The sequence below is a fragment of the Streptomyces kurssanovii genome (assembly GCF_040677245.1).
GTDB lineage: Bacteria > Actinomycetota > Actinomycetes > Streptomycetales > Streptomycetaceae > Streptomyces > Streptomyces kurssanovii.
The window spans coordinates 17,621-41,960 of the sequence record NZ_JBFAQK010000021.1 but is presented as its reverse complement, the minus strand read 5'-3'; the positions used below and the strand labels follow the sequence as shown (position 1 = coordinate 41,960).

20 protein-coding genes are annotated in these 24,340 nt (G+C 72.6%); 5 read left to right on the top strand and 15 right to left on the bottom strand.

The genetic code is table 11. From position 1 onward, the window contains the following. The first annotated feature begins 129 nt into the window (after positions 1 to 129). On the top strand, positions 130 to 642 hold the full coding sequence (locus tag AB0K36_RS17230) for an ATP-binding protein (RefSeq protein WP_364594552.1): 513 nt from the start codon (positions 130 to 132) through the stop codon (positions 640 to 642). A 446-nt stretch (positions 643 to 1,088) separates the two neighbouring features. Here the strand turns inward: AB0K36_RS17230 and AB0K36_RS17225 are convergent, their stop codons facing one another. The 3 genes from AB0K36_RS17225 to AB0K36_RS17215 all read right to left on the bottom strand — a co-directional run bounded on the left by AB0K36_RS17225 (position 1,089) and on the right by AB0K36_RS17215 (position 4,770). Next, entirely contained in the window at positions 1,089 to 1,322 is a 234-nt protein-coding gene (locus AB0K36_RS17225) for a hypothetical protein (protein ID WP_053557612.1), read from the bottom strand. Between the two features lie 126 nt (positions 1,323 to 1,448). After that, positions 1,449 to 2,366, bottom strand: coding sequence for a S1 family peptidase (locus tag AB0K36_RS17220; RefSeq protein ID WP_364594549.1), 918 nt, complete (start codon positions 2,364 to 2,366; stop codon positions 1,449 to 1,451). Between the two features lie 856 nt (positions 2,367 to 3,222). Then, on the bottom strand, positions 3,223 to 4,770 hold the full coding sequence (locus AB0K36_RS17215; protein ID WP_364594546.1) for an MFS transporter: 1,548 nt from the start codon (positions 4,768 to 4,770) through the stop codon (positions 3,223 to 3,225). Between the two features lie 475 nt (positions 4,771 to 5,245). Between AB0K36_RS17215 and AB0K36_RS17210 the strand changes: the two genes are divergently transcribed. Genes AB0K36_RS17210 through AB0K36_RS17195 form a run of 4 tightly spaced genes read left to right on the top strand, consistent with a single transcriptional unit; the run spans position 5,246 to position 8,371 of the window. Then, positions 5,246 to 5,632: a hypothetical protein gene (locus tag AB0K36_RS17210; protein WP_364594543.1), complete on the top strand. Its 387-nt coding sequence runs from the start codon at positions 5,246 to 5,248 to the stop codon at positions 5,630 to 5,632. A 42-nt stretch (positions 5,633 to 5,674) separates the two neighbouring features. Continuing rightward, entirely contained in the window at positions 5,675 to 7,078 is a 1,404-nt protein-coding gene (locus AB0K36_RS17205; RefSeq protein ID WP_364594539.1) for an NADP-dependent succinic semialdehyde dehydrogenase, read from the top strand. 3 nt (positions 7,079 to 7,081) lie between these two features. Then, on the top strand, positions 7,082 to 8,047 hold the full coding sequence (locus AB0K36_RS17200) for an LLM class F420-dependent oxidoreductase (protein ID WP_364594536.1): 966 nt from the start codon (positions 7,082 to 7,084) through the stop codon (positions 8,045 to 8,047). 12 nt (positions 8,048 to 8,059) lie between these two features. Further along, positions 8,060 to 8,371 (top strand): hypothetical protein, encoded by a 312-nt coding sequence (locus AB0K36_RS17195; protein ID WP_364594533.1) that lies wholly within the window; start codon positions 8,060 to 8,062, stop codon positions 8,369 to 8,371. Between the two features lie 86 nt (positions 8,372 to 8,457). Here the strand turns inward: AB0K36_RS17195 and AB0K36_RS17190 are convergent, their stop codons facing one another. From AB0K36_RS17190 to AB0K36_RS17135, 12 genes are read right to left on the bottom strand one after another with little or no spacing between them, the layout of a single operon-like run. After that, positions 8,458 to 9,333 carry a peptidoglycan-binding protein gene (locus AB0K36_RS17190; RefSeq protein WP_189474500.1) on the bottom strand — a complete coding sequence of 292 codons (876 nt, stop codon included), beginning with the start codon at positions 9,331 to 9,333 and terminating at the stop codon, positions 8,458 to 8,460. A 25-nt stretch (positions 9,334 to 9,358) separates the two neighbouring features. Next, positions 9,359 to 10,924, bottom strand: coding sequence for a DUF6519 domain-containing protein (locus tag AB0K36_RS17185; RefSeq protein ID WP_364594529.1), 1,566 nt, complete (start codon positions 10,922 to 10,924; stop codon positions 9,359 to 9,361). Between the two features lie 40 nt (positions 10,925 to 10,964). Continuing rightward, a complete protein-coding gene (locus AB0K36_RS17180; protein ID WP_364594526.1) occupies positions 10,965 to 13,121 on the bottom strand; it encodes a hypothetical protein in 2,157 nt (718 codons plus the stop codon). Further along, complete coding sequence (locus AB0K36_RS17175) at positions 13,118 to 16,885, bottom strand: putative baseplate assembly protein (protein ID WP_364594523.1); 3,768 nt, start codon at positions 16,883 to 16,885, stop codon at positions 13,118 to 13,120. The genes AB0K36_RS17180 and AB0K36_RS17175 overlap by 4 nt, the downstream gene beginning before the upstream one ends. After that, a complete protein-coding gene (locus AB0K36_RS17170) occupies positions 16,882 to 20,082 on the bottom strand; it encodes a putative baseplate assembly protein (RefSeq protein ID WP_364594520.1) in 3,201 nt (1,066 codons plus the stop codon). The genes AB0K36_RS17175 and AB0K36_RS17170 overlap by 4 nt, the downstream gene beginning before the upstream one ends. Further along, positions 20,079 to 20,459: a GPW/gp25 family protein gene (locus tag AB0K36_RS17165; RefSeq protein ID WP_364594517.1), complete on the bottom strand. Its 381-nt coding sequence runs from the start codon at positions 20,457 to 20,459 to the stop codon at positions 20,079 to 20,081. Before AB0K36_RS17165 ends, AB0K36_RS17170 begins: the two co-directional genes overlap by 4 nt. Beyond that, complete coding sequence (locus tag AB0K36_RS17160) at positions 20,456 to 20,824, bottom strand: hypothetical protein (RefSeq protein WP_364594514.1); 369 nt, start codon at positions 20,822 to 20,824, stop codon at positions 20,456 to 20,458. The genes AB0K36_RS17165 and AB0K36_RS17160 overlap by 4 nt, the downstream gene beginning before the upstream one ends. Before the next feature lie 23 nt (positions 20,825 to 20,847). Further along, the gene (locus tag AB0K36_RS17155; protein ID WP_364594511.1) at positions 20,848 to 21,375 is read right to left on the bottom strand and encodes a phage baseplate assembly protein V; all 528 of its coding nucleotides are present in this window, start codon (positions 21,373 to 21,375) and stop codon (positions 20,848 to 20,850) included. Positions 21,376 to 21,413: 38 nt separating this feature from the next. Further along, positions 21,414 to 22,553: a hypothetical protein gene (locus AB0K36_RS17150; RefSeq protein ID WP_364594508.1), complete on the bottom strand. Its 1,140-nt coding sequence runs from the start codon at positions 22,551 to 22,553 to the stop codon at positions 21,414 to 21,416. Further along, complete coding sequence (locus tag AB0K36_RS17145) at positions 22,546 to 22,929, bottom strand: LysM peptidoglycan-binding domain-containing protein (protein ID WP_364594505.1); 384 nt, start codon at positions 22,927 to 22,929, stop codon at positions 22,546 to 22,548. Before AB0K36_RS17145 ends, AB0K36_RS17150 begins: the two co-directional genes overlap by 8 nt. A 5-nt stretch (positions 22,930 to 22,934) precedes the next feature. After that, positions 22,935 to 23,630: a hypothetical protein gene (locus AB0K36_RS17140; RefSeq protein ID WP_307704813.1), complete on the bottom strand. Its 696-nt coding sequence runs from the start codon at positions 23,628 to 23,630 to the stop codon at positions 22,935 to 22,937. Then, the gene (locus AB0K36_RS17135) at positions 23,627 to 24,334 is read right to left on the bottom strand and encodes a hypothetical protein (RefSeq protein ID WP_364594502.1); all 708 of its coding nucleotides are present in this window, start codon (positions 24,332 to 24,334) and stop codon (positions 23,627 to 23,629) included. The genes AB0K36_RS17140 and AB0K36_RS17135 overlap by 4 nt, the downstream gene beginning before the upstream one ends. Positions 24,335 to 24,340: the final 6 nt, after the last annotated feature.

Here is a 24,340-nt window from a genome sequence, read left to right as displayed (position 1 = left end):
TGGTGTCGCGTGTTGCGGTGAACGGGTGGCCGGTGCACTCTGATGGTTACCCAGAAGCGACAAAGGCTCACTCTTCGTACTCGGGGGCCGCATACGAATGACGGGCCGTCGCGGTGAGGAGCCACGGTCATGAACGTTCCGGTTGCCTGCCAGTACAGAATCGAAGTACCGGCTTCCCCAGAGCGCATTCCTCAGATCCGGCGCATTCTCGCAGCGCATCTGAAGTACTGGGGCCTCGACGCCCATGTCATGCCGGTCTGCAGCGCCGTCGACGAACTCGTCGGCAACGTCGTCCAGCATGTCGAGGGCGACAAGACGTGTGTGGTGGAGCTGCGTTGGGCCGGTCGCCATCTCAACACGTCCGTCTCCGACCGGGACAGCACCCTTCCGCGGTTGCACACGTCGTCCCCCACGAAGGGCGGACTCGCCAGGGTGGCGATGCTCAGCGACAGCTGGGGCACCTGTGCCACCGAGCACGGCAAGGTGATCTGGTTCAGCCGGCGCGTCAAGGAGCCGCAGCGCGTCCTGTCCGGTCCGCAGGTGCCCCAGCCGCCGGTCCGGGAGTTCCGGCCGCTGCCGCTGGAGGCGGTGCCCGCCGAAACGTTCGAGGCACCCTCTCTCGCCGTGTCCGCGGGGCGGTGACACGCGGATGCTCCGTACTGATCGGACGCCGGCGGACGCCGCCGGGTGTCCGGCCCGGCCGAGCAGCCGGAGACCGCCGGTGCCGTGCGAACGGTCCGTGTGCGTGCCGGACCTGTCCCACGCGGTGCCTCACGGCCATCGGCCTTGCCCATGAAGGCGGCCCTGCCCATGAAGGCAGGGGTCCCGGCGTCCCGGACGTCTTCCGACCGCGGGCCGTCCCCGGCCGTTTCTGACAGCGGGGCGCGCAGGCCGCCGGTCCGGACTCCGCAGCGACTTCGAGGTCATTGAAGCAGCCGGCCGTCGTCGAGCGGCCGATGGTGCCGGGCACGCGACCCGTTCTCCGACACGGGAGCCGCTGTCCCGGCGGGCCGGCCTCGGACCCGCGCCGGTGCACCGGGCAAGGGCCCCCGCCCGGGTATCCGTACCCGGGCGGGGGCCGTCGCCGTTCACGCGGCCCTCCTGCCCTCCCGTTCCGCGGGATGCAGCGTCGCGAGCAGCCGGAAGAAGTCCGCCTCGTTGCCCGCGAGGCCGACCGCGCGCAGGGCGTCGTCGGCCTCCGCCATCGGGACCGTCAGCAGCGGGACCGCGAGCGGCGCCTGCTGCGGGTCGGCGAGCACGGCCCTGGTGGTCTGAAGCAGGCGCACGTACGCCTGCGCGGCGGCGATCTCGGAATCGTTCATCTCGCGGTTCCCCTCCTTGAGGTGTCGGACCGTCAAGCATCCACCGAGGCACTGACAACGACGGAGGCCGGCGGTCCGCCCAGGGGTGGCGGACCGCCGGCCGAAGGCCGTGGTGGGGGGGAAGGCCTAGAAGACGCTCACGCCGTACGCGCTCAGCGCCTCGGTGACGGGCTGGAAGAACGTGGTGCCGCCCGAGGAGCAGTTGCCGCTGCCGCCGGAGGTCAGGCCGAGGGCCGTGCTGCCGGCGAACATGGCGCCGCCGCTGTCGCCGGGCTCGGCGCAGACGGTGGTCTGGATCATGCCGTAGACGACGTCGCCGTTACCGTAGTTGACGGTCGCGTTGAGGCCGGTGACCCGGCCGCTGCGCAGACCGGTGGTGCTGCCGCTGCGCTGGACGGTCTGGCCGACGTAGGCGTTGCCGGCGCCGGTGATGTCGCGGTAGCTGCCGTTGTAGAGGTAGACCCGGCCGTCCGCCGCCGAGGCGTTGGAGTGGCGGATGATGCCGTAGTCGTTGTTCGGGAAGCTGGAACCGGCGCGCGAGCCGAGCACCGTGGTGTTGGCGGAGTTGGTGTACCAGGTGGAGCCGATGTTGGTGCAGTGACCGGCCGTCAGGGCGTAGTAGGTGCTGCCGCTGCGGACGTTGAAGCCGAGGGAGCAGCGCCCGCCGCCCGCGTAGATGGCCTGGCCGCCCGCGATGAGCTTGTTGAAGGTGCCGGGGGTGCGCTTGATCTCGAGGACGCCGGCGCGCTCGCCCGCCGCCTTCTTGATCTTGGCGATCTCGGCGGCGGAGACGGTGGAGTCCGCCGTGACGACGACCTTGCCGGTCTCCTTGTCGGTGTACCAGGCGGTGCCGGGCACGTCGGCGCCGAGTACCGCGTCGTCGGCCTGGGCGAGCTGGGCCGTGGTGGCCCGCGCGGAGTCGGCCGGGTCGGCCAGCGCGGACGGGGCCGCAAGCGCGGAGGCGGCCACGAGGGCGGCGGCGACGGCGGTCAGCCGTGCGGCTCTCGAGACGCCGGTGAGGGGGGCGAAGCGCTTGATCTTCACTACATCCTCCGGTGGGGGATTCCGGGGCCCGCTGGGTGGGCGGGCCCGTCCAACGCCGGCTGCCGGACCGTGACGGAACGTTCAACGTCATGGTCCTGACAACCGCCGCGGAAGGAATCCTCCGGCTCACGGCAGTCGCGCGGCAAGATCGCCTTTCGGCCGCTCTACGCGCGTCCGCCCGTCGCGCCCCGCGACGGCGGCCCTGTCGGTGTCCGGCCGGGCCGCCCGCCCCGCCGTCGGGCGGCCCGGGCGGGCGGGAACGCGGTGCCGCGTCCGGCGGCAGAGCAAATGCTGCGAACATTTGCTGACCGGCCGTCAGAAGTGGAGGCGTCCGTCCGGAGCGGCCCCGATGACGCGGGAGCGCTCCCGCGTAATAAGCGGAATGGTGCACGCCATTTTGGCTGCTCAGTGTCGCTGGGGCGTGATCCGCGGGTGACGTGCCCCCGGTGCCCGCGGCCCGGTCTTGCCCACTGCAACGTTTCAGTCCGGCCGTGCAAGCGTTGCAGTGGCTCCCGCACATCCCGGCCGCCCGCGCGCCCCGCATCCGGAGCCCTTGCGCAGCGCCCACCGGCCCGCGCCGGCCCGCCGTCCCGGGACGGCGGGCGCACCGCGGGAGCGGCGGAGGTGAGAGGCCGTCACTCCTTTATGCCTCAATCACTCCTGTTCGCCCAGCGCCCTCGGGTGTCCGGATCCCGACCGTCGCTGTGGACCCCCGGGGTACGGGTGGCTGCCGATGCGGTGGAGCGCACGACGGAGGCGCCCGCCGCGATCGCGCACCGGGCCGGACGGACGCGGCGGTCGCGCACCGGGCGGGACGGAGACGGCGGTCGCCCCCTCGTGCTCTGCTCCCCGGGCGCTACGAGGCCGGGCGGCGGGGCCGTTGTCCGGTCCCTACCGCCGGCCCCGGTGCGGGCCGGACGTCGGCGCCCGCCCGGCGGTCCGCGGCGTCACCGCCGGAGGCCAGCAGCACCGGCCGCTTCGTGCTGTCGCGCGACGGCAGGAACGCGGCCAGCACCAGGCCGGCGAGCACCGCCGCGGTGGCGATCAGGAACGCGATGCGGAAGCCCTGCATGCTGGGTACCTCCACCGTGCCGAAGCGCACCGAGGTGTGGGCGAGCACCATGCCGATGACCGCGCTGGACACCGACGTGCCGATCGAACGCATCAGCGTGTTCAGTCCGTTGGCCGCACCCGTCTCCGACGGGTCGACGGCGCCCATGATGAGCGTGGGCAGCGAGGAGTAGGCCAGCCCGATGCCGGCGCCCACCACCACGGAGACGACGACCGTCTGCCAGGCCGCGCTCATCATCCAGATACCGGCGCCGTAACCGGCGGCGATGACCAGAAGGCCGAGCATCAGCGAGACCTTCGGGCCACGCCGGGCCGAGATCCGCGCGTACAAAGGGGCCACGAACATCATGGTGACGCCCAGCGGGGCGACGCACAGGCCGGCCACGACCATCGACATCCCCAGACCGTGGCCCGTGGAGCGAGGCAGCTGCAGCAACTGAGGGAGCACCAGCGTGATGGCGTAGAACGCGACCCCGACCATGATCGAGGCGAGGTTGGTGAGCAGCACCTCACGCTTGGCCGTGGTCCGCAGGTCGACCAGCGGCGCGGGGCTGCGCAGCTCCCAGACGCCCCACAGGCCGAGCACGAGCACGGCCCCGCCGAAGAGGCCGAGCGTCGTGGCGGACGACCACCCCCAGTCGCCGCCCTTGGTGACGGGCAGCAGGAGGAGGACCAGACCGGCGCTCAGCCCCACGGCCCCGAGCCGGTCGAAACGCCCCGGTGCGCGCAGCGGCGACTCCGGTACGACGAGCACGGTCAGCAGCATGGACAGCGCGCCCAGGCCGGCCGCGGTGAAGAAGAGGGCGTGCCAGTCGGCGTGCTCGGCGATCAGCGCCGCCGCGGGGAGCGCGAGGCCGCCGCCGACACCGATCGAGGAGCTCATCAGGCCCATCGCGGAACCGAGCCGCTGCGGGGGCAGCAGGTCGCGCATGATGCCGATGCCGAGCGGTATCGCGCCCATGCCGAACCCCTGGAGCGCCCGCCCGACGATCATGACCACCAGATCGTCGGTGACACCGCAGAGCAGCGAGCCGGCCACCATCACCGCCAGGCTCCCCAGCAGCATCCGGCGCTTGCCGTACAGATCGCCGAGGCGGCCCATGATCGGCGTCGCCACCGCGCCCGCCAGCAGCGTGGCCGTCAGTACCCAGGTCGCGTCGGCGGCCGAGGTGGTGAGCAGCGCCGGCAGGTCCTTGATCACCGGGACCAGCAGGGTCTGCATCACCGCGACCGCGATGCCCGCGAACGCCAGGACCGGCACGATGCCCCTGGTTCTGTGCTCCGGGTCGTCCGCGGAAGCACCCGGGGGCTGGTCGGCTGTCGACTGCGGCATACGTGCGGCCTCCGGGCGGCGGTCGTGGCGGAGCGCCGGGGTCCGTCCCGGCGCTCCGTGCGATGACGGCGGCGGGACACGGTGCCCGCCGCGAAGTGTGTGCACAGTGAACCTTCTCACCGCACCCGGTATTCCGGGCCCCCGGGCGTCGCGTCGATGTTCCGGCAAGGCGGCACCGGGGTACCCGGCGTCCCGCACCGCCCCGTGCGCCGGAAGAGGCATCCGGCCCAGGCCCGGTCGCACCCGCCGGGCCCCCGGGTCACGCTGGAGAAGGACCCGGCCGCGGCCGGACGCCACGACGGCGACGCGCTGGAGGAAGAACCACGGGCGTGCCGGCACGGACCCGCCGCCGGGCCGCCCCCGCCGCCGCGCGGACCTTCGGGTGCGCCGGCAAGGGCACGACGAGTGCCCGGCGGTGCGCCGGGAAGCAGGAGCAGCACGCACGGGGGACACGTCCCGACAGACAGGAACAACGGTGAACAGTGCACAGGAATCCGCGACATCCGTCGTGGTGACGCTCAGTGGCTGCTCGCGGGAGGACGCCGACGCGGTCTTCCGGGCCCTGAGCAGGTCCTTCGAATCGGACCGCGCGGCCGACGACACACCCCAGTACGTCTCGGAGGGCCACGCCACCGTGTGGACCGCGACCTTCGACGTGGCCGGCACGCGCGATCCCGCCGAGCCGGTCCGGCTCGCGGCACCCGTCACCGCCGAGCTGCAGGGCGGCTACTGGGCGGTGGACCAGATGCAGGTGGCGCTCGCCGCCGCCTTCGACCTGGTGGAGGAGGGCATGGCGGCCGGCGACCAGGAGAAGGACGTCCAGCTGCTCCTCAACAGCGGCGTCCACCAGGAAGAGATGTGACAGCGGCGTCCCGCCGCACGAGAGCTTGAGGAGGAGGCCTTCATGCCCATCGCCACGGTCAACCCCGCGACCGGCGAGACACTCGAGACGTTCGACGCGCTGGGCCCCGAGGAGATCGAGCGGCGGCTCGACCTCGCCCGCGCCGCCTTCGGCCTGCACCGCAACCGGTCCTTCGGCGAGCGCGCCGCCCTGCTGAACCGGGCCGCGGACCTGCTGGACCAGGAGCAGCACGACATCGCCCGGGTGATGACGACGGAGATGGGCAAGCCGATCGGCGCCGCCCGCGCGGAGGCGGCCAAGTGCGCCAAGGCCATGCGGTGGTACGCGGCCCGCGCGGAGGAACTGCTGGCGGACGAGCACCCGGCCGCCGGTGACGTCGAGGACTCCGGAGCCGTGCGGGCCACGGTCCGGTACCGGCCGCTCGGCGTCGTCCTCGCGGTCATGCCGTGGAACTTCCCGCTCTGGCAGGTCGTCCGCTTCGCCGCCCCCGCCCTGATGGCGGGCAACGTCGGACTGCTCAAGCACGCGTCCAACGTGCCCCGGACCGCGCTGTACCTGGAGGACCTCTTCACCCGCGCCGGATTCCCGGAAGGGTGCTTCCAGACGCTGCTCGTCGGTTCCGACGCGATCGAGTCCGTCCTGCGGGACAGCCGTGTGGCGGCGGCGACGCTGACCGGCAGTGAGGGCGCCGGGCGGGCCGTCGCCTCCGTCGCCGGCGACGAGGTCAAGAAGACCGTGCTGGAACTCGGCGGCAGCGACGCGTACATCGTCATGCCCTCAGCCGACCTCGGGCGCGCCGTCGGCACCGCCGTGACGGCCCGCGTCCAGAACAACGGCCAGTCCTGCATCGCCGCCAAGCGCTTCATCGTGCACGCGGACGTGTACGACGAGTTCTGCGACCGGTTCACGGCCGCCATGAAGGACCTCACCGTCGGCGACCCCATGGACGAGTCCACCGACGTCGGGCCGCTGGCGAGCGAGCGGGGCCGCGCCGATCTGGAGGAACTGGTCGAGGACGCGGTGAGCCATGGCGCCACGGCACGCTGCGGAGGCCGCCGTCCGGACCACCTCGACCGCGGCTGGTACTACGAGCCCACCGTCCTGACCGATGTGTCCGACCGGATGCGCATCCACCGGGAGGAGGCGTTCGGACCGGTGGCGTCCGTCTACCGGGTGGCCGACGCGAAGCAGGCGCTGGCCGTCGCCAACGACAGCCCCTTCGGACTCAGTTCCAACGCCTGGACCCGCGACCGGTCGGAGGTGGAGCTCTTCTCCCGGGACCTCGAGGCGGGCGGCGTGTTCTTCAACGGCATGACCGCCTCCCACCCGGCGCTGCCGTTCGGCGGCGTCAAACGGTCGGGCTACGGACGCGAGCTGTCCGGGCACGGCATCCGGGAGTTCTGCAACGTCACGACCCTGTGGCACGGCGTGGAGACGGAGAAGTAGACCATGGTGCAGTTCGGATACACGATGATGACCGAGCAGGCCGGACCGCGTGAGCTGGTCGGCCATGTGGTCGGCGCGGAGGAGGCCGGATTCGACTTCTCCGTCATCTCCGACCACTACTTTCCCTGGCTGGCCTCGCAGGGCCACGCCCCGTACGCCTGGAGCGTCCTCGGCGCCGCGGCCCAGGCCACCTCGCGGATCCCGCTGATGACGTACGTGACCTGCCCGACCACCCGCTACCACCCGGCCGTCGTGGCGCAGAAGGCCGCGACGGTGCAACTGCTGTCCCAGGGGCGCTTCCGCCTCGGACTGGGCTCCGGCGAGAACCTCAACGAGCATGTCGTGGGCGGCGACTGGCCCGCCGCGCACGTACGCCTGGAGATGCTGGAGGAAGCGGCGGGGATCATCCGCCGGCTTCTCGACGGCGAGCATGTCACCCACCACGGCGCCCATTTCGACGTCGTCGACGCCAAGCTGTGGGACGTACCCGCCGAGCGTGTGCCGATCGGTGTCGCCGTCTCCGGTGACACGTCCTGCGCCGTCGCCGGCAGGACCGCGGACCTGGTCATCGCCACCGAGCCGAAGAAGGAGCTCCTCGACGCCTTCGACCGCCACGGCGGCACGGGCAAGCCCCGCGTCGGCCAGCTCCCCGTCTGCTACGACACCGACCGGGACGCCGCGGTGAAACGGGCGCACGACCAGTTCCGCTGGGCCGTCGGCGGCTGGCGGGTCAACGCGGAACTCCCGGGCCCGAAGTCCTTCGAGCAGGCCACCGAACTCGTCACGGAGGACGACGTCGCACAGGCCGTGCCGTGCGGGGACGACGTCGGCGCCTTCGTCGACGCGGTCCGCGCGTACGTGGACGCGGGCTTCACCGAGGTCGCCCTCGTCCAGGTCGGAGGCGACCAGCAGGAGCCGTTCCTCGATTGGGCGCGGAGCACGCTGCTGCCCGCGCTGCGCGAACTGTGAGGGTGACGCCGTATGAACGATTCCGCACACACCGGGTCCAAGGCGCCGTCCGACGAGGACGTGGCGATGCGCCTCGTCCCCGTCTGGCTGGCGGAGACCGCCCGTAACGACGCCGAAGCCGCGGAGCGGGCCGGCCATGAATGGGAGAGCCGCGCGCTGTCCGCCGAATCCGCGCGCGAACTGGCCGACTGGGTCACCGCCCGGGTCACCGACACGGCCTTCAACACCGACAAGGACACCGCCCCGGACGCCCCCGCGCGGGTCAGCGTCGCCGACAAGGCGGCCGTCCACCGGTGGCTGGCCGCCCACGGCCACCACGTGTGACCGGGGTGGTCACAGGATGACGAACGGCGGACGGCCCCGTGCCGTGGGCACGGGGCCGCCCGCGCGGCGCGCGGTGCACCCGCCGGTCAGACGTTGGGGACCTTGAGCTTGTCCCAGCTCGTTCTGCCCGGGATGCCGTCCGCGTCGCTGCCCGAATAGCCGAGCTTGCGCTGCCATGCCGCGTACGACTTGCGGTCCGCCTCCGACCACTCGGGGCCGGGGCCCACCTCGTAGCGGCCGCAGCCCTCGGCGACCAGGCGTCTGCCCATCGCCGTGATGATGGCGCTGCGTCTGCCGACCTGGAAGAACGCCGCCCCGGGGAACGGCTCGTAGGTCGGCGCGGGAGGCGTGGTCGGCCCCGACGGTTTGCCGCCGAGCCGTTCCCTGATGCGGCTGCGCATCGCGTCCATGGTGAAGCCGCGCGGGTCGACCTTTCCCGGCTGCCACTCCTTGTGCCCGATGACCGACCGCTGCGACCAGCCGTGGGCACGGCAGATCGCGGCCGCGGCCTTCTCGATCGCCTCCAGCTGCGCCGCCGGCCACGGGTCCTTGCCGTCGCCGAGGTTGACGCATTCGAAGCCGTAGAAGTGGCGGTTGCCGTCGGTGTTGGCCTCGTTGTCGGCGGGCAGCGTCGCCGACTCGTTGATCACGGCGCGCAGCACGTCGTCGTCACCGAGGCCGGCGTGGTTGGCCCGGCCGTTGCCGACCAGATAGACCGTCCCGTCCTTGGCGATCACTCCGTGGCACAGCGGGCCGGGCAGACTGGAGTGGCCGTTGTAGCAGAGCTCGACGGAACTCGAGGTGCCGGAGGTCACGGTGTGATGGATCATCACGCCGTTCACCGGCCCCCACGGGCCCTTGTGGTTGCGGTTGTGCGTGCGCCAGCTTCGGTGCTCGACGACACGCAGTCCTTCGTTGCGTAATGCTCTGAGCAGTTTGTCGGCGGACAGCGGCGTTGCCATCGTGGTGCTCCTTCCCGGCGGACCGTCAGTTCTCGGACCGTCCCTGATCGTTTTGCCCGTTGGCGGGGTCCGTCGAACCGCCCGCCGCGGCACGCTCCGCGGCGAGGGCCTCCTGCTCCGCGCTCTCCTCCGCGGCGAGCGCCTCCGCGTCCGCGGCGGGCAGCGGAGCCGCCAACGGCCCGAAGGCCAGCCGGAGATCGGCGACCGAGCCCTCGCCGAGGACCCACGCGAGCGGCGCGCGGTGCACCCGCACCCCGTGCGGGGAGCGCAGCAGCGGGCGCCGGGCGGAGTCCACCGGCCACTCGACGGAGCCGGTCGCCGTGCGCGCCGGCACCGTCCAGAAGTCGCCGGAACGGTAGGTCCTGCCCGCTTCGAAGTACACGAACACCCCGTCCTCCAGGGGCAGCCAGGCTCCTTCCTCGATGCGCAGCGCGCCGCCGCGGGACTTCGACGCGGCCGTCCTCGAACGGCCGGAGCCCGCCGGGCGCGAACCGGGACGGTGGTCCCAGCGCCGCAGATACGGGCCGAGTTCGGGCCGCCTGCCCACCGACGGGTCGGGTTCGCCGGACAGCCGCACCCGCCGGCCCGGCAGGTCGAGCTCCTCGACCCGCAGCAGCGGCAGCGGTTCCCGGCGGCTGGTGTAGGCGGTGTCGACGAACTCGACCCAGTCGCCCACGTTCAGGCCGAGCTTGTCGTCGCTGCCGACCGAGCCGAGCTCCACCCATGTGCCGTCGAGTCCGTCGACCGGGAGGGTTACGGACCCGTTCTCCCTCGACCACTTGAACGTCGCCTCGCCGGCCGGACCGCCCTCATGGATCTCCACCCGGTAGAGCTGGTTCTCCGGTCCCCGGTAGCGGGCGTCCGGACGGACCAGGCACGGGTCCTCGTCCGCACGGTCGGGGCGTTCGCTACGGGCCGCCATCCGGGCCGTCGGCGCCTGTGCCGCTTCCCACTTGGCGAAGGCCTCGCGGACCTGGTCCTTGGTGGCCCCGTCCTCGAGCTCCAGCTCGGAGCCGGGCACCGGGACCACCTGCCACACCACCTTCCGCCGGGCCGCGGTGTCCGGCATCGCCGCCCCGAGCGCGACCTCCCGCAGCAGCGGGTCCTCCGCCGCCGTGACCGTCCGCTCCCACACCTGGAGGCAGGCCAGGTACGGGAATTGTGTCGGCAGCCGGTCGCCGGGCCGCTCCGGGTCGCGGTGGCCGTCCGGCTGGTCCCAGTAGGTCCAGGTCGCCGGCGGGGCGGGCGGCTCCGTCGCCGCGTCGCCGGCCTCGTCCTCGTCCGGCACGGGTACGCCGGGCGCGGGCCGGGTGGCGTCGACGAGGATGCCGTCCACGTAGTAGCGGCCGCCGCCGATGGACAGGTCGTCGAGCTCCCGGCTGCCGCCGAGGAAGCGAACCTCGAAACCGGTCGCGCCGCGCGGCCCGCCGTGCGTGCCGATCAGGTCGGACAGAGCGGTCCGGGCCTGGTGGAGCTGGATCGCCGCCTGCTCGTTGGCGTCGGCGTCCAGCTGTACGCGGCCCTGTTGCGCGATCACCGCCGAGTAGTGCCGCTCCGGCCGGAAGGTGTCGCGCGAGATGTCAGCGTGCATGGGTTCGGTGTCCCCCTCGGGAAGTTCGGAAGAAGTCGTCTCAGGTGACGGGGATGATCCCGGCGTCCGTCCCGGCCGGGGTGTACTCGGCGAGCCGGGCCCGCAGGCTGTCCTCGCGCTGCGGTTCGTACAGATCGTGGAAGACGCCCATCTCGGAGCCGTCGTCGGCGCCCCGGCGGATCCCGGGCGGGCACGCGTCGGACAGCCGGCCGTAGCCGGGTGTGCCGTACCGCTCACTCGTGAACAGCGGCCGCAGCGGCTCGCCCCCCGAGAGGTCCGGCTGGCAGCGGTGCCTGCGCGGAGTGCGGGAGCCCGGCGGCACGTACGAGTACCGCAGGCAGCCGACACCACGCCGGGCCACCCGCATCTGCCCGGTGAAGACGCTGTTCTCGCCGATCTCGACCGCGTGCGTGTGCACCTCCCCGATCACGGTCGTGCGATGGGCGTGCAGCACGGCGTGCGCCAGGCGGCAATCCGGCGCGGACAGCGCCTCGCGGTCGTGGCCGGTGGCGTCGAGGACGCTGTCGCGGATGTGGATGGGCAGCGGATCGTGGTTCACCTCGTCGCCGATCACCTCGATGGTGCCGAGGATGCTCCGCTCGATCTGCACACAGGCGGTGGTCCGCTCCAGGACCAGGCTCGGCTCCTCGGGCGAGTGAGGATCGCACTCCGGCTCCAGCGACCAGCCCGGAACCAGCGTGCAGTGCCGCAGCACCACCGCGCCGACCGGGCCGCTCACATGCAGCCCGCGCCCGGTGATCAGCAGCCCGTCGAGGACGATGCGCGGCGCGTCCCGTCCCGGCGGGCAGTCGTCCTGGGCGCGGATGTTGAGCGCGTCGGGACGGTTGCTGTACCAGTCGAGCAGCCGGATCACCGGACGGCAGCCTTCGGCGGCCCGCAGCTCCAGCCGGTCACCGCGCTCCAGGTCGAAGTCCAGCTGCTCCTGGTAGGCGCCGCTGTGCGTGATCTCGATGACGCCCTCGGGGCCGCAGCGGCCGGCCCGCCGGTCGCCGCGCCACTCCTCGTACGCGTCCATGATCTTCTGGAAGCGCTGCCCGGGGCCCACCCGGTAGAACTCCGCCGCCGGCGAGGTGTCCCGCTCGCGGGGGTACTCGCCGCCGCCGGTGTCGTCCCCGAACGCGTAGTGGTAGGTGACCCACACGCCCTGCCGCGGCGCCGAACGTGAACCGAAGGCGATCCTCCCGAGCTCCGGGTCGACCGCCACCTGGCCGCGCCGGGGCCGGTAGCGCCACTGCGAGAGGTCGGCGACGACGATGTCCGACATCGGGACCGGCTCGTCCTGGCCGTCCCGCCAGATCGTGAAGCTCTTGCCCGGGCCGTAGTGGTCCGCGAGCCGGTCGGCGAGCTGACGGCGCCGGATGTGGGCGGGCACGTTGTCGATCGTCGCGATGTGCGTCGCCGCCGGCTCGGGCACCGGCCTCGTCACCAGCGGGCTGTCGTTGCCGAGGATCGAGAACGTGTACAGGCTGCGCGCACGGTCGATGCAGTACGCCGGGGCGCGGGTGACGTGGTACGGCTTCAGACGCCACACGAACAGCCCCAGGCCGGCCGGTGACAGACCGCCCCGCCGCCGCGCCGAGCCCGCCCTGCGCACATCCACGGACCGGGCCGTGGCGGTGAACGGGGTGCCCGCCAAGTCGAGTTGCGCACCGTCCCGTACGTCGGCCAGCCGGCCGCGCTCCAGCCGGCGGGAGTCGGCCGCGGACGACCCCGACCCGTACAGCCGCACCGGCTGGTGGTGGGAGACCAGCCGGGAGAACTCGACGGCCCTGGCGGGCCATCCCGCGATCTCCTGCGCCATCTCCTCCAGCAGGTGCAGCGTGCCCTTGCGGCGCCGGTGGGCGACGGTGGCGGCCACGTCACGGCGCGGGGCGAGCGCCTCGGCGAGCCGACGACGAGACTCCTCCACGCCGGCTCCGCCGAGGCCGCCGGTCGGCACCCGCTCGTACCCGGGCAGCGGGGTGTAGCCCACCAGGTCGCCGAGGTACGGCAGCACCCAGGGCGCCGCCGTCTCCACGAACAGGTCCTCGTACCCCTGCTCGACGCCGTCCCGCACCAGATCGACCTGCTCGGCGATGACCGCGAGCAGCGCACGCAGCGGCTCCCCGCGCTCGGCGTCGCGCAGCCGGTGCCACTGCGGCAGCAGCTCCGCGAGACCGTCCGGTTCCCTGCTCATGCGGTGACCTCCGTCAGAATCAGCGTGTCGGGCACCTGCGGTGTCAGCAGGGCGAGTTGAGCCGGCCGGACGCCGCGGAAGACGAACACCCGCCGCCCCTTCTCCAGCCGCCGGGTGTCGGTGATGTCCGGGTTCAGCCGCAGCAGCTCGGCGAGCGGGATGCCGTGGCGGCCGGCGACCGAGGTCAGCGTCTCGCCGCCGTCGGCGGTGACACGGTGCACCACCTCGTCGTACTCGGCGTGCCGGGCCGGGACCGTGGCCGCCGGCCCGCCGAGGCGCTCCGCCAGGCCGGCCAGTCCGTCCGGGGTGACGGACGCCGGGACGCCGCCGAACACGTCGACGTCGACGTGGTCCACCCCCGGCACCCGGTGGGCCGTCGCCATCACCTCCGACAGCCGCGCCGGGCGGCCGAGTTCCCTGCCCTCCGGGCCGAACGTGCGCAGCAGCGCCTGCCGGAGCCTCGGCTCCACGACCGCCCAGGTGTGGTCGGGCGCGACCTTCACCTTCGCCGCGAGGAGCAGCAGCACCAGGTCGCGGACGTCGACCCGCACGGGCAGCCGCCCGTCGCCGTACCGGGCCAGCGAGGAACGCAGAGCCATGAGGACGTCGGAGTCACCGGCGATCGGGATGTCGTCGACGCCGGCCACCGTCACGTGCAGTACCTGGCGCCGGCCGTCGAAGACCTCCCGGGCGACGGCCCGGCCGATGCCGGCCCGCGAACGGGCGAAGTCCTCGTAGTCCTTCACCGACACCAGCCGGTCGAGCGCCGACACCGCCAGCGGGACCGTGCGCCGGGTCAGGCCGGGCCCGTCGGCGTCCGCGCCGCCGGTCGCGGCCTGCGGGTTGGTCACCCCGGTGACGCCGAGCGGGCGGGTGACCGCCTGGGTGATGCGGTTCGCCCGCACGTTCGCCGCGCGTCCGGTGCCGAAACGGTAGCGGGCCCGTACGTTCTCGCTCCCGGTCGGCAGCCGGGCGCCGTGCACCCCGTCGCCGAAGGTGACCGTCGTACGGCCGTCGGCCGTGGTGCCCGTGACGTACACACGGTCGCGCGGCCCGCGCCCGGCGAGGCTGTCCACCTCGTGCCACAGCAGCCCGTCGACGCGGATCTCCAGCTCCGGTGTCGCCCCGAGGGGATTTCCGGCCGGCAGCCAGGTCAGCGGGGACTGCCACAGGGCGAACGTCTGGTTCGGCCGGCCCGTGTTCCCGCTGCCGATCGGCTCGTCGCGGCTCTCACCGTGCGTCGCCGCCACCACGTTGCCCAGAACCCGCACCGTGTCACGGCGGTAGCGGTACGCCAGTTCCGAGGTGAGCCGCAGCCGGGTGTGCACATGGTCGCCCGGCAGCCGTGGATCGATCACCTGCTCCACCCCCGCGACCACCACCAGCTCCGTGCCCGCGACCCCCGAAGCGCCCGGGGAACCGGGCAGCACGTCCGTCCGCTCCCCGGAGACGACCAGATGCCGTCCCGGCCGCAACCCGTCGTACAGCTCGGCGAGTTCGATCTCGTCGCCGTGCACATCCTCGCCGAGGGGCTCGTCGGCGGGGCTCAGCGGCTGCCCGTCGGCGTGCACGGTGGTGTCGCGGATGTTGGACAGCAGCACGTCGTGCTCGTCCAGCCACGGATCGGCGAGTGTCAGCTCCGTACCGCGGCCCGTGATGCCGTAGTTGGTGTACACCGCCGTACGCACCGCGGTGACCCGCGTGGTGACGAACCTCAGCCTCTCGTCGCCCGGTATCCCGTCCGCGCCCTCGGCGCCCTTGCGCGGACGCTCGATCGCGACCCAGCTGCCGACCGCGATCGAGTCCCGGACCGAGTCGAGGGGCAGGACATGGCGGTTCGCGGGCTCCGGCACCGTCGCGATGCCGATGACGACGTTCGCGGGCTCGCTGCCGACCGTGTAGGACACCGTCAGCTCGAAGTCACCGTGCCGGATCTGGTGGTGCTCACCGGGAGCGAGGTGCCAGGCCTTCGTGTCACCGTTGTTCACCGCCACATGGACCCGGCCGTCCTCGCCCGGACGGGACACGAACAGCGTCCGCTCCGGCAGGCCGTCGTGCAGCTGCGCGGTGACCCCGGGCTCCTGGGAGTCCGCGGGCCGCCGGCTCAGCCAGCTCAGGTCGTGGTCCTGAGCCGCCCGCGTACGCATCGTGATCCGGCCGGGACCGAGGTCGAACGACTTCTCCGACGGAAGGTTCTCCGACACCTGCACCGACGAACCGGTCTCGGTGTGCTGGAACTCGGCCCGCACCGGCACACGCCCCGCCGGGTCGTACACCACCCGCATGGTGGTGAGCGCCGCACCCGTCAGCGGCCAGTCCGCCTGCCGGATCACCCGGCCCCGCTCGTCCTGCACCGGCCGCAGCGGAGCCGTCGCGCCGAACGGCGCCCCCGTGAAACGCATCGCCTGAAGCTCGCGCAGCAACGCGGGCGCCGTCGGGGAGGTCTGCCGCCAGGCCGCGTACATTCCGTCCGCCACCCGCGGATCGAGCGCTCCCAGCAGCTGCGCGCCCAGCTCCGAACCGGCGACCGGCAGCCGGCCCGCCGCCCGCCGGATACCGGCGCCCGGACGTACATCGCGGGTGCGCAGGGCCGGCAGCACCGCGCCGAGCGCCCGCAGCGCCGACGCGCCCTGCGACGGTCCCGTCCCGTCGGGCGGGGCCGGACGGGACGGCTCCAGGCCGGCCGCCCGCTCCCGCAGCTCCCCGACCACCGCCTCCAACCGCTCGAACCAGGCCGCCACTTCCTCGTGGGCGGCGGCCACCGCCTGTGCCTCCGCCAGCCGGTCGTGCGGCTCCGCGAGGCGCGCGGCGAACGCGGCGGGCGTGCCGATCCCGTCCAGATCGGCGCGCAGCGGCGCCAGCACCTGGGCGTCGAACTCCTCGATGTACCGGCTGACCGGACGCGGATTGGGGTTGGCCGGCGTCGGTTCCCCGTCCTCGACCTCCCGCTCGTCCTCCGTGATCCACTCGCGCAGCTCGTCGACCAGCTCGGCCAGCATCGGCGGCGCCGACTGCGGCAGCCCGATCGCCGTCACGTCGTCCTCGCGGTCGGTACGGATCCGCGTCACCGGCAGCAGCAGCCGCCGCCCCTCGGGCCCGCCCTCCTCGCCCGCGAAGACGAACAGCAGCCGGTCGCCCGCCGTCAGCGCGGTGGACGTGCCCGACACGAAGATCTCCGAACGCCGTGCCAGGTCCTCCGGTGTCAGCAGCGACGGCCGGCGCCTGCGCACCGACAGCGTGTTCCACGACGCCCGCGCCGTCAGGTCCTCGCTCGTCTCGAAGACCTGTGAGTCCTCGCCCGACGTCGTCGGCACGCTGTTGCTGCGCGCACCCCGCGGAATCACCACGGAGATGTCCGGGTCCCGCGGATCGCGGTCGAGGGAGTACGCGAGATGGGTGTCGGCGGCGATCCCCGGCCGCGGCCGGTGCCCCACCAGCCGGCCCAGCAGGGCCAGCGAACGGTGTTCGTTCGCGGTGCGCAGATACGCCTCGTCGGCGATCCGCTCCGAGTGGAAGGTGAGCAGATCACCCACCACCGCCCACGAGTCGAGCAGGCCGATGGCCGGATCGTCGGGCGTACGGGCCGTCAGGCCGCGCAGCGCCGGGTAGGCGGGCGAGGCCAGCCGGTCCAGCATGGCCGCCAGGAACGAGCCGTAATCGCCCACCCGGTAGTCCAGAGCGCTGCGGCCCGGCGGGTTGTACACCTCCCTCGGCGCGTGACGCTCGTCGTGGCCCCCGCAGCCGCAGCCGCATGCCCCGGTCATCGCGCACCTCCGCCGAGCTCGATGGACAGCCGCCCGTTCTCGGGCCGGTCGGGGTCGTTGTCGCAACGCGCGATCTCCAGCGGGCCGAGCCGCAGCACGCCTGCCTCCAGTGCCGTGTCGTCGATATGGTCCGGATACGAAGCGGTCGGTTCGAAGAGCCTCTGCAGCCGGGTCACCCGCACGCTCTCGACTCCCTGCACGGCGGCCGCCGCGGCCACCAGGCGGCTCAGCCGTACCGGTTCGCCGAACGTCAGCGCGTCCGGGTGGAAGAAGCCGAGCCGTCCGCCGGGCAGGCGCCGGCTGCCCAGCAGCCGGTACAGCTCGGCGAGGATCTGACCGTGCTGATGACCGGGTGCCGCGCACACCTCGATCGCGATGTCCAGCGGCACACTGCGCGCCGGACCCACCACCAGGTCGTGCCCGATACGCCGGCAGCCCTCCAGGGCGTACGCCACCGCGTCCAGCAGCTCCGGGCCGGGGTCCCCGGCCGCCGACGCGTCGACCGCCACGTGCGCCTCCTGCACACTGCCGGTCCAGCGGATCTCCGCCGCCGCCCGCTGCACGCCCGGCACGGCCGACGCCAGCGCGGCATAGTCCTCGGCGGTCACCGCACGCAGCAGCGACCGCTTGAGACCGAGCGGCGCCAGCTGCCGCACCTGCTCCAGCGGCTCCGGCTCCGTGCCGCCCACCGCAGGCAGGGGGTTGCGCACCCCGGCGACAGGCATCGCCTCGCCCGACTCCGACGCGTCCGGATCACGGCACAGCACCAGATGGTTGACGGCCTCCGCGCCGACATTGCCCGCCGTTCCGCCGCCCAGCCGGTAGTGCAGCTCCAGCCGGGCTCCCGGCCGCGGCCGCGCCCCGTGCCGGCCGTCGCCGAACCGCAGCGCGATGCGGCCGTCGTCCTCCAGCTCGCCCACGAAGTGCCGCTCCCGCGGCCCACTGGCCAGCAGGTCCCGCCGCGGCGAGAAGACATCGTCACGGTCGACGACCCTCACCGCCGGCAGAGCCTCCCGCGGATCCTGCCGCAGCGCGGCGGCCGGGCCCCGCAGCTCCGGCTCGTCCGGATGGAGACCCGCCGCGTACGCCGGGCCCCAGGTGTGCGCGACCTCCCAGGCGATGCCGCCGTCCAGTACCGCGCCCGCACGGGCCCGCGCCGTCAGCACCTCCAGCCGGCGCAGCTTCGCGGCCAGCAGCCGGTCACCGCGGTGCAGCAACTCCCGCAGCGCCGCCACGGGACGGCGCCGCAGCTCGAGGCGTTCGAGCACCTTCAGCCCGAACAGCACCGTCAGCTCACCGATCTCCGCCTCGGTGAGGCCGTCACGGTCACGGGCGCTGCGCCACAGTTCCACCAGCCGGTCCCGTACCCGCCCCGGGACGGCGGCGAGCCGGTCCGCCTGCCCGGCGGACACATGCGCGGACAGCGGGAACGGCACGGCCTGCACGACGGGGGAGCGGTCCAGCACCGGACGGAACCGGCGCCGGATGCCCGGGTACACCAGCTGGGCCAGCAGCGTCTCGAGAGCCTCCGCCTGCTCGTACGCCGTACCCGGCACCACCTTCTCGCGCCGGCGGCCCGCGAGTTCGAGACCGAGTCCGGCCCGGCCCGTCTCCTCCTCGCCGGCGACCTCGAACAGCTCACGTATCTGACCGGCGGTCAGCAGTCTTCCCCGCCGTGTCTGGTCCAGGCGGGCGCCGATCAGATCAGCGACCGCGTTGCCCGCGTCCTCGTCCCAGCAGCCGAAGCCGGACGGATCGCACGAACCGAGCACGGCCGGTTCGGCCGGCACCGTCACCGTCTCCGGGGTGCCGCCGCAGAAGGTGAGGGAACGGCCGTGGTCGACCAACGTCACATTGCCGCGCGCCACGCTCACGTCGGCGACCGGTTCACAGTCCCTGCCGCCGCGGGTCGACAGGCACACGGGGAACGTGAGCGCGTCCTCCGCTGCCCAGGTCACCTCCAGCACCGGCTGGTCGCACAGGGTGTCCACGGCAGGGGTGACGGAGGTGAGCCGCACGGCCTGCCGGTGCGCCGGATCGGCGTCGCCGGGCGTACCCGAACGCGGTCCGCGCACCTCCTCGATCAGCAGCAGGTCGCCCGGTGCCAGCCTCAACTCCCGGCGTGAGCACTCCTCGTCGGCCCACGCGTCGCGCAGCGTCGCCGACGTCGCCCCCTTCGGCAGCGAACACACTTCTTCGCCCCAGGTCCAGAACCGGACGGTGTTGTGCGCGGGACGCAGCACCAGCGGTTCGGCCGCCACCACCGGTTCGAACACCTCGACGGAACCGCGCTCGCCGAGGACCGCCAGCTCCCGGTCGTCGATCACCGTGCCGATCTCCGGCCGGTCCCGCGGGCCGAGCCCGCGCACGTCGACGGCCGCGAACCGGAACGTGCCCGGCAGCAGCGTCAGTTCCCGCGCCACCTCCACCGTCACGAACGCCCGCGCGTTGCAGCCGTCGTGCATCGGATAGTCGATCAGCCGTACGTGCCGGCGCACCGACACCCGCCGCCGGGCGGTGTCCAGGTACGCCTCCGTCGCCACCGCGTCCTGCTGGTAGCTGATCCGGTCGCCGGTGTGCGCCAGCAGCTCGACCAGCGTCATCCCCAGATCCGCCGGGTTGCGCTCCACCCAGTCGGGAGTGGTCAGCGCCAGGCGGTCCAGGACGAGCCGCCGGATCGAGTCGTAGTCCCGGGCGGTGTAGTCGATGACCGGCGCGGCGTTCACCACCGGTGCGTCCTGCGAACCGGGCGGGCGGTCACCCGGCCCGTCCTCGCAGTCGAACGGGGTGGGACAGTCGATCCGGAAGGAGAACCCGGCGGAGAAGTACCGCTGGTCGAAACCGGGGAACGGCTCGGTGCCCGGCCGCCCGTACGGATCCGTGTCCACCACGGAGAGCCGGTAGCGGCTGGTGTCGCCGGTCCGGTCGAGCGTCACCAGCAGCCGGTCGTCCAGCTCCGGGTCCTCCTCCCGCTCGACGGAGACGTCGACCGCCTGGATCCCGGTGATCCGGCGCCCTCCGTCGATCCGGACGTTCTCCGGGCACAGCCCGTGCGGAGCCTTCCCGAGGAACGTCACGGTCAGGGTGAGACCGTCGTCGCCCACCTCCACCGCGTCCACGCCGCCGAGCCGCGCCGCGCGGACCTTGCCCCGCCTGCCGTCGCCGCGGACGGCCGACAACTCGCTCACGCCGCTCATGCGGGCCCGCTCCCCTCGAACACGTCGTCACGCCGGCTCCCGGTGGAGCGCACCGTGTAGGACAGATGGACCCGCACCACGTTCTCCTCGCTGACCACGTCCAGGGCCTCCACCTCGATCACCTCGCCCAGCACCCGCTGCAGCGACGCCTGCACCGACAGCTCCAGCGCGGACGCCAGCTCGGGACTGTTCGGCGTGAAGACCAGATCCAGCAGCCCGCAGCCGAAGTCCGGCCGCATCACCCGCTCGCCCGGGCTGGTGAACAGCAACTGTTCGATGAGATCCCGCACATGCTCGTCGTACGCGGCGTGCGCGGTGCGACCGCGCCGGTCGCTGCGGAACGGGAACGCGATGTCGGCGCGTCGTCGGACCGTCATCGGCACATCACCCCCCGGCGGGACCCGGCCACGACCGCCGGCCCCTGCGGCACGAGCGCGGCGTCGAAGCACTGCGCCGCCGTGGTGTCCAGGAGCACAGCCACCCCGTCGACCAGCACACCGCGCTCCGGCGGACTGAAACGGACACTGGTGCAGGGGCGCGGGACACCGTTCACGGTGTGCGCGCAGCCCGCCACGGCGAACACGTCGGACGCCGTGCGGACGGGCTGCCCGTCGACGAGCACGGCACTGGGCGCGCCCGCGGCGAACGCCCGGCCGCCGTGCGGACAGTGCAGCACGGAGGCCGCGCTGATGCAGGTTCCTGAGGCCCCGGAGTTCCCCGAGGCCCGTGAGTATCCGGACAAGGCTCTTCTCTCCCCGTTGTCGGTCACTGCTTGCCCGGCACGATCAGCCGGCCGTCGTTGACGATGACCTCGGCGCCACTGAGCACGATCGAGGCGCCCTGGCCGTTGGCGATCGTCACGCCCTTCTCGTCGACCTGGATGTACGCGCCGCTCTCGGCCTGGAGCCTGATGCCGTGGCCGCCCGGGACGTCGCCCATCACCAGCTTGTGCTTGTCGGACGTCTGGATCACCACGTTCTGGTGCGCCGGACCGCCCGTGAGCGCGTCCGGCGGCAGCTCGGCACTGTCCCCGTACCAACAACCCGTCCAGATCGGGTAGCTGGGGTCGCCCTGCTCGAACTCCACCCACACCCCCGCCCCGCTCGCGGGCACGACGTACTGCCCCGAGCCCGGCCCGGTGAACGGCAGGCACGGCAGCGCCCAGGTGGAGGTCTCGTTGCCGAGAACGTCCGGCACCTGCACCGTGACGCGGCCGATCTTCAGCGGATCGTCGTTGCTCACCACCCGCCCCCGGAACTTGCCGAGAAACCGGTTGTTCGGTCCTGCAGCCATGCGTGGTTACTCCTGGTCCCCTGGTCCTTGGTGCGCGTTCACGGCCGCACGGTGCCGCTGCGGGCGATGAGCCCCTCGCGCGAGAGCGTGAAGTTCTGCTGGTACGAGCCGGGCCTGATGTTGTGCGTCACGGACTTCACGTAGTAGTCGCCGTCGTACGTCACCCCGGCGCCGCGGACGCCGACGAGCTCGCGCGGCCGCAGGATGTACCCGTGCCGGTTGACGTCCAGCGAGCCCGAGCCGGAGATCGCGTCGGCGGACAGGGCGGCCCTGGCCAGCAGTTCGGCCTGCGCCTGCTCCGACTCCATCTTCGCCGTACCGGACAGCCGCCGGCGCCGGAGCGCGGGTGTCGCACGGCGCCCCAGCGGCGGACGCAACGGCCCGATGTCCGGCTGCGGAAGCAGCAGACTGTCCCGGGTGGCCGGGTTCTGCACGCGCGCCTGCGGCTCCTCGCGCGCCGTCCCGTCGTAGGCGAACGTCAGCTGATCCACCGTCGAGTTGGCGTCCATGTTCACGTTCAGCGCGTGCTGACGGTCCCCGATCCGGCGCTCCGGGCCCCACACCGCCGTGGAGACCCCGGGGCGCGGGCCCGGCTCCAGATAGAAGATGTAGCCGTTGGCCCGGGCCAGTTCGGTGACGTACCCCAGGTCGGTCCCGGTCTGGTACTCGACCCGCAGCCGCTCTCGAGGCGGCTGTTCGATCTTCTCCTGGTAGACCCGCGGCTCGATCCCGTAGTCGGCGTACTTGGCGAGGATCCGGCCGACCCGCTGCGACGGCCGCATGTTCGGGTACCGGTCGGTGTGCTCCTCGAGGTCCATCAGGATCGACAGGTCCTCGCCGGTCACCGTGAGCGTCGAGTGCCCCGGCTGATTGCTGGCACCGACTTCCTGGCGCACGATCAGCCCGTCGAGCAGCACCTGAGGGGTGCCCTTCACGCTCACCGAGAGGATCACCCGCGTCTTGGGGTCGAAGAACCCCTCGGGCAGCAGCCGCCGGGACAGCGCGCCCGTCTTCGTGAGGTCGAACGCGAGCTGGAAACCGCTGCGTTCGCCGGCCGTCGCCGTGATCTGCGCGGACAGCAGCGCCTCGACGACCTCCGGCGGCACGGGCCGGGTCAGCCGGGGGCCCGTCTGCAGGGTGATGTGAACGGGCCCCTGCCCGACCGGCTGCTCAGACATACCGGTCCCCGGGGGCCGGGAAACCGCCGGCGTGCGGGATCCGGATGTCCCGGCCCGCCTCGTCGGTCAGCTCCTTGGGGTCCAGCACCGGATTGGCGTCCGCGATCTGCCACCACTGGCCGGGATCCCCGAAGTAGCGCTGCGCCAGCAGATCGGGCCGCTCGCCGCTGCTGACGGTGTGCGCCGCGGACTCGTCGTCGCCGGCGCGCTCGTCGCCGAGCGGGGGCAGCAACCGGCGCTTCGTGTAGCGCACTTCGGTGCCGTCGGGAGTGCGGTGCACCCCGATCTCGGCATCGTGGTACCGGCTGGAGCGGGGGTAGGGGTGGGCGCCGGGTATCGCGTCCATGGCGCTCTCGTACGGCTCGATCTCCGCCATGTTCTTCAGGCCCTCCCCGTGATGCCGCTGATCCCGTTGCGCCCGGCCAGCCCCAGCGCGGCGAGCCCGCCGCTGCGGGCGGCCCTGGCGAGCTGCTCCTTCTGCGCGAGGTGCGCCATGTACAGATCCGCGCCGCGGTGCCCGGCCGGCAGATCGCTGACGCTGAGCACCTTCATGCCGATGCTGAGGCTCGCCCGGATCGGATTGAGGTTCACGTCGAACGCGGACTCGTTGATGGACAGCTCGGTGAGCCGCACGGGCATGACGCGCTTGGCCCCCCACGTGAAGAGCGTCAGCGGCATCTCGATCGGACTGATCTCGATGGTCCCCTTCTTGGTGAGCCGCGACGCCTCGCGCAACTGCGCGGTCGTCGGGTGCACGAGCATCTCGAGGGTCGCGAGTTCGGGGTGGATCCCGTCGGGAGCGGCGACCTCGAACTGGTCGGTGGCGTCGATCTCGGCGGTGAACTTCCAGGTCTCCTGCGCGGGGCCCTTGAGGCGGAGCGCCTCGTTCCGGTCCCCGGACCCGCTGCCCCCGCCGCCGGCATCACCGGACCCTCCGGCGGCCTGTGGCGAAAGACTGCGCTCGAGGGTGTCCGGGTTGAACTGGAGCACGATGATGCGTTGCGGCGTCCCGCGCTCGGGGTCGACGACGACGATGCCGGAGCGGATGGGCTTGGGGATGTCGGCGTAGCGGGTCACAGGCGGGCCTCCAGGCGGGCCTTGAGGTCCGCGTAGTCGTGGTCGGGGAAGAGCCGCGGGAAGGCTTCAACCATGCTCCGCAGCGAGAAGAGGACGCGCTCGAACCCTTCGCTGCCCAGGGAGACATCCGCGAACAAGTACTGCCACCCGAAGGTTCCTTTGGTGAGCAGGAGTGCGTCGAGGTAGTCGGGGTACGTCACCTCCAGGCGCACGTACTGGCGGTCGTGACCCTCGACCGTGTTGAGGTCCATGTCGTAGTACCAGAGCTCCAGCGGGTCGACGCCAGGTTGGACGCGAACTGCAGTGAACTGGCCCGTTGCGGCGACCGGTGTCGAGTCGACGATCCGGAACTGCGCGTACAGGGCGCTCTCTTCAGCCGGTGTCCCTTCCCATGCCAGATCAGGCGGATCCTGCAGCAGAGCGACGAACAGATCCGTGATCCAGAACTCGCCTTCGAACGGTGCCAATGGCTCTTTCGTGCGCCAGCGGCAGCCGAGTCCGTTGAAGCGCGGCGTTCGTCGTGCGAGTTCGGACCCGAGAGGCACGTCCTTCCACTCCGGCAGGAGCGAGAAGACTCCTGGTGCTGCCTCGAGTTGCTCTCCCAGCTCCTCCATCTCGTGGTCCTCGACGGTCATCAGGTCACAGGCGAGGATCTCGTCTACCGAGGCGATGTGAGCCGATTCGATCTCAGTTGGTTTCCGCATGCGGAC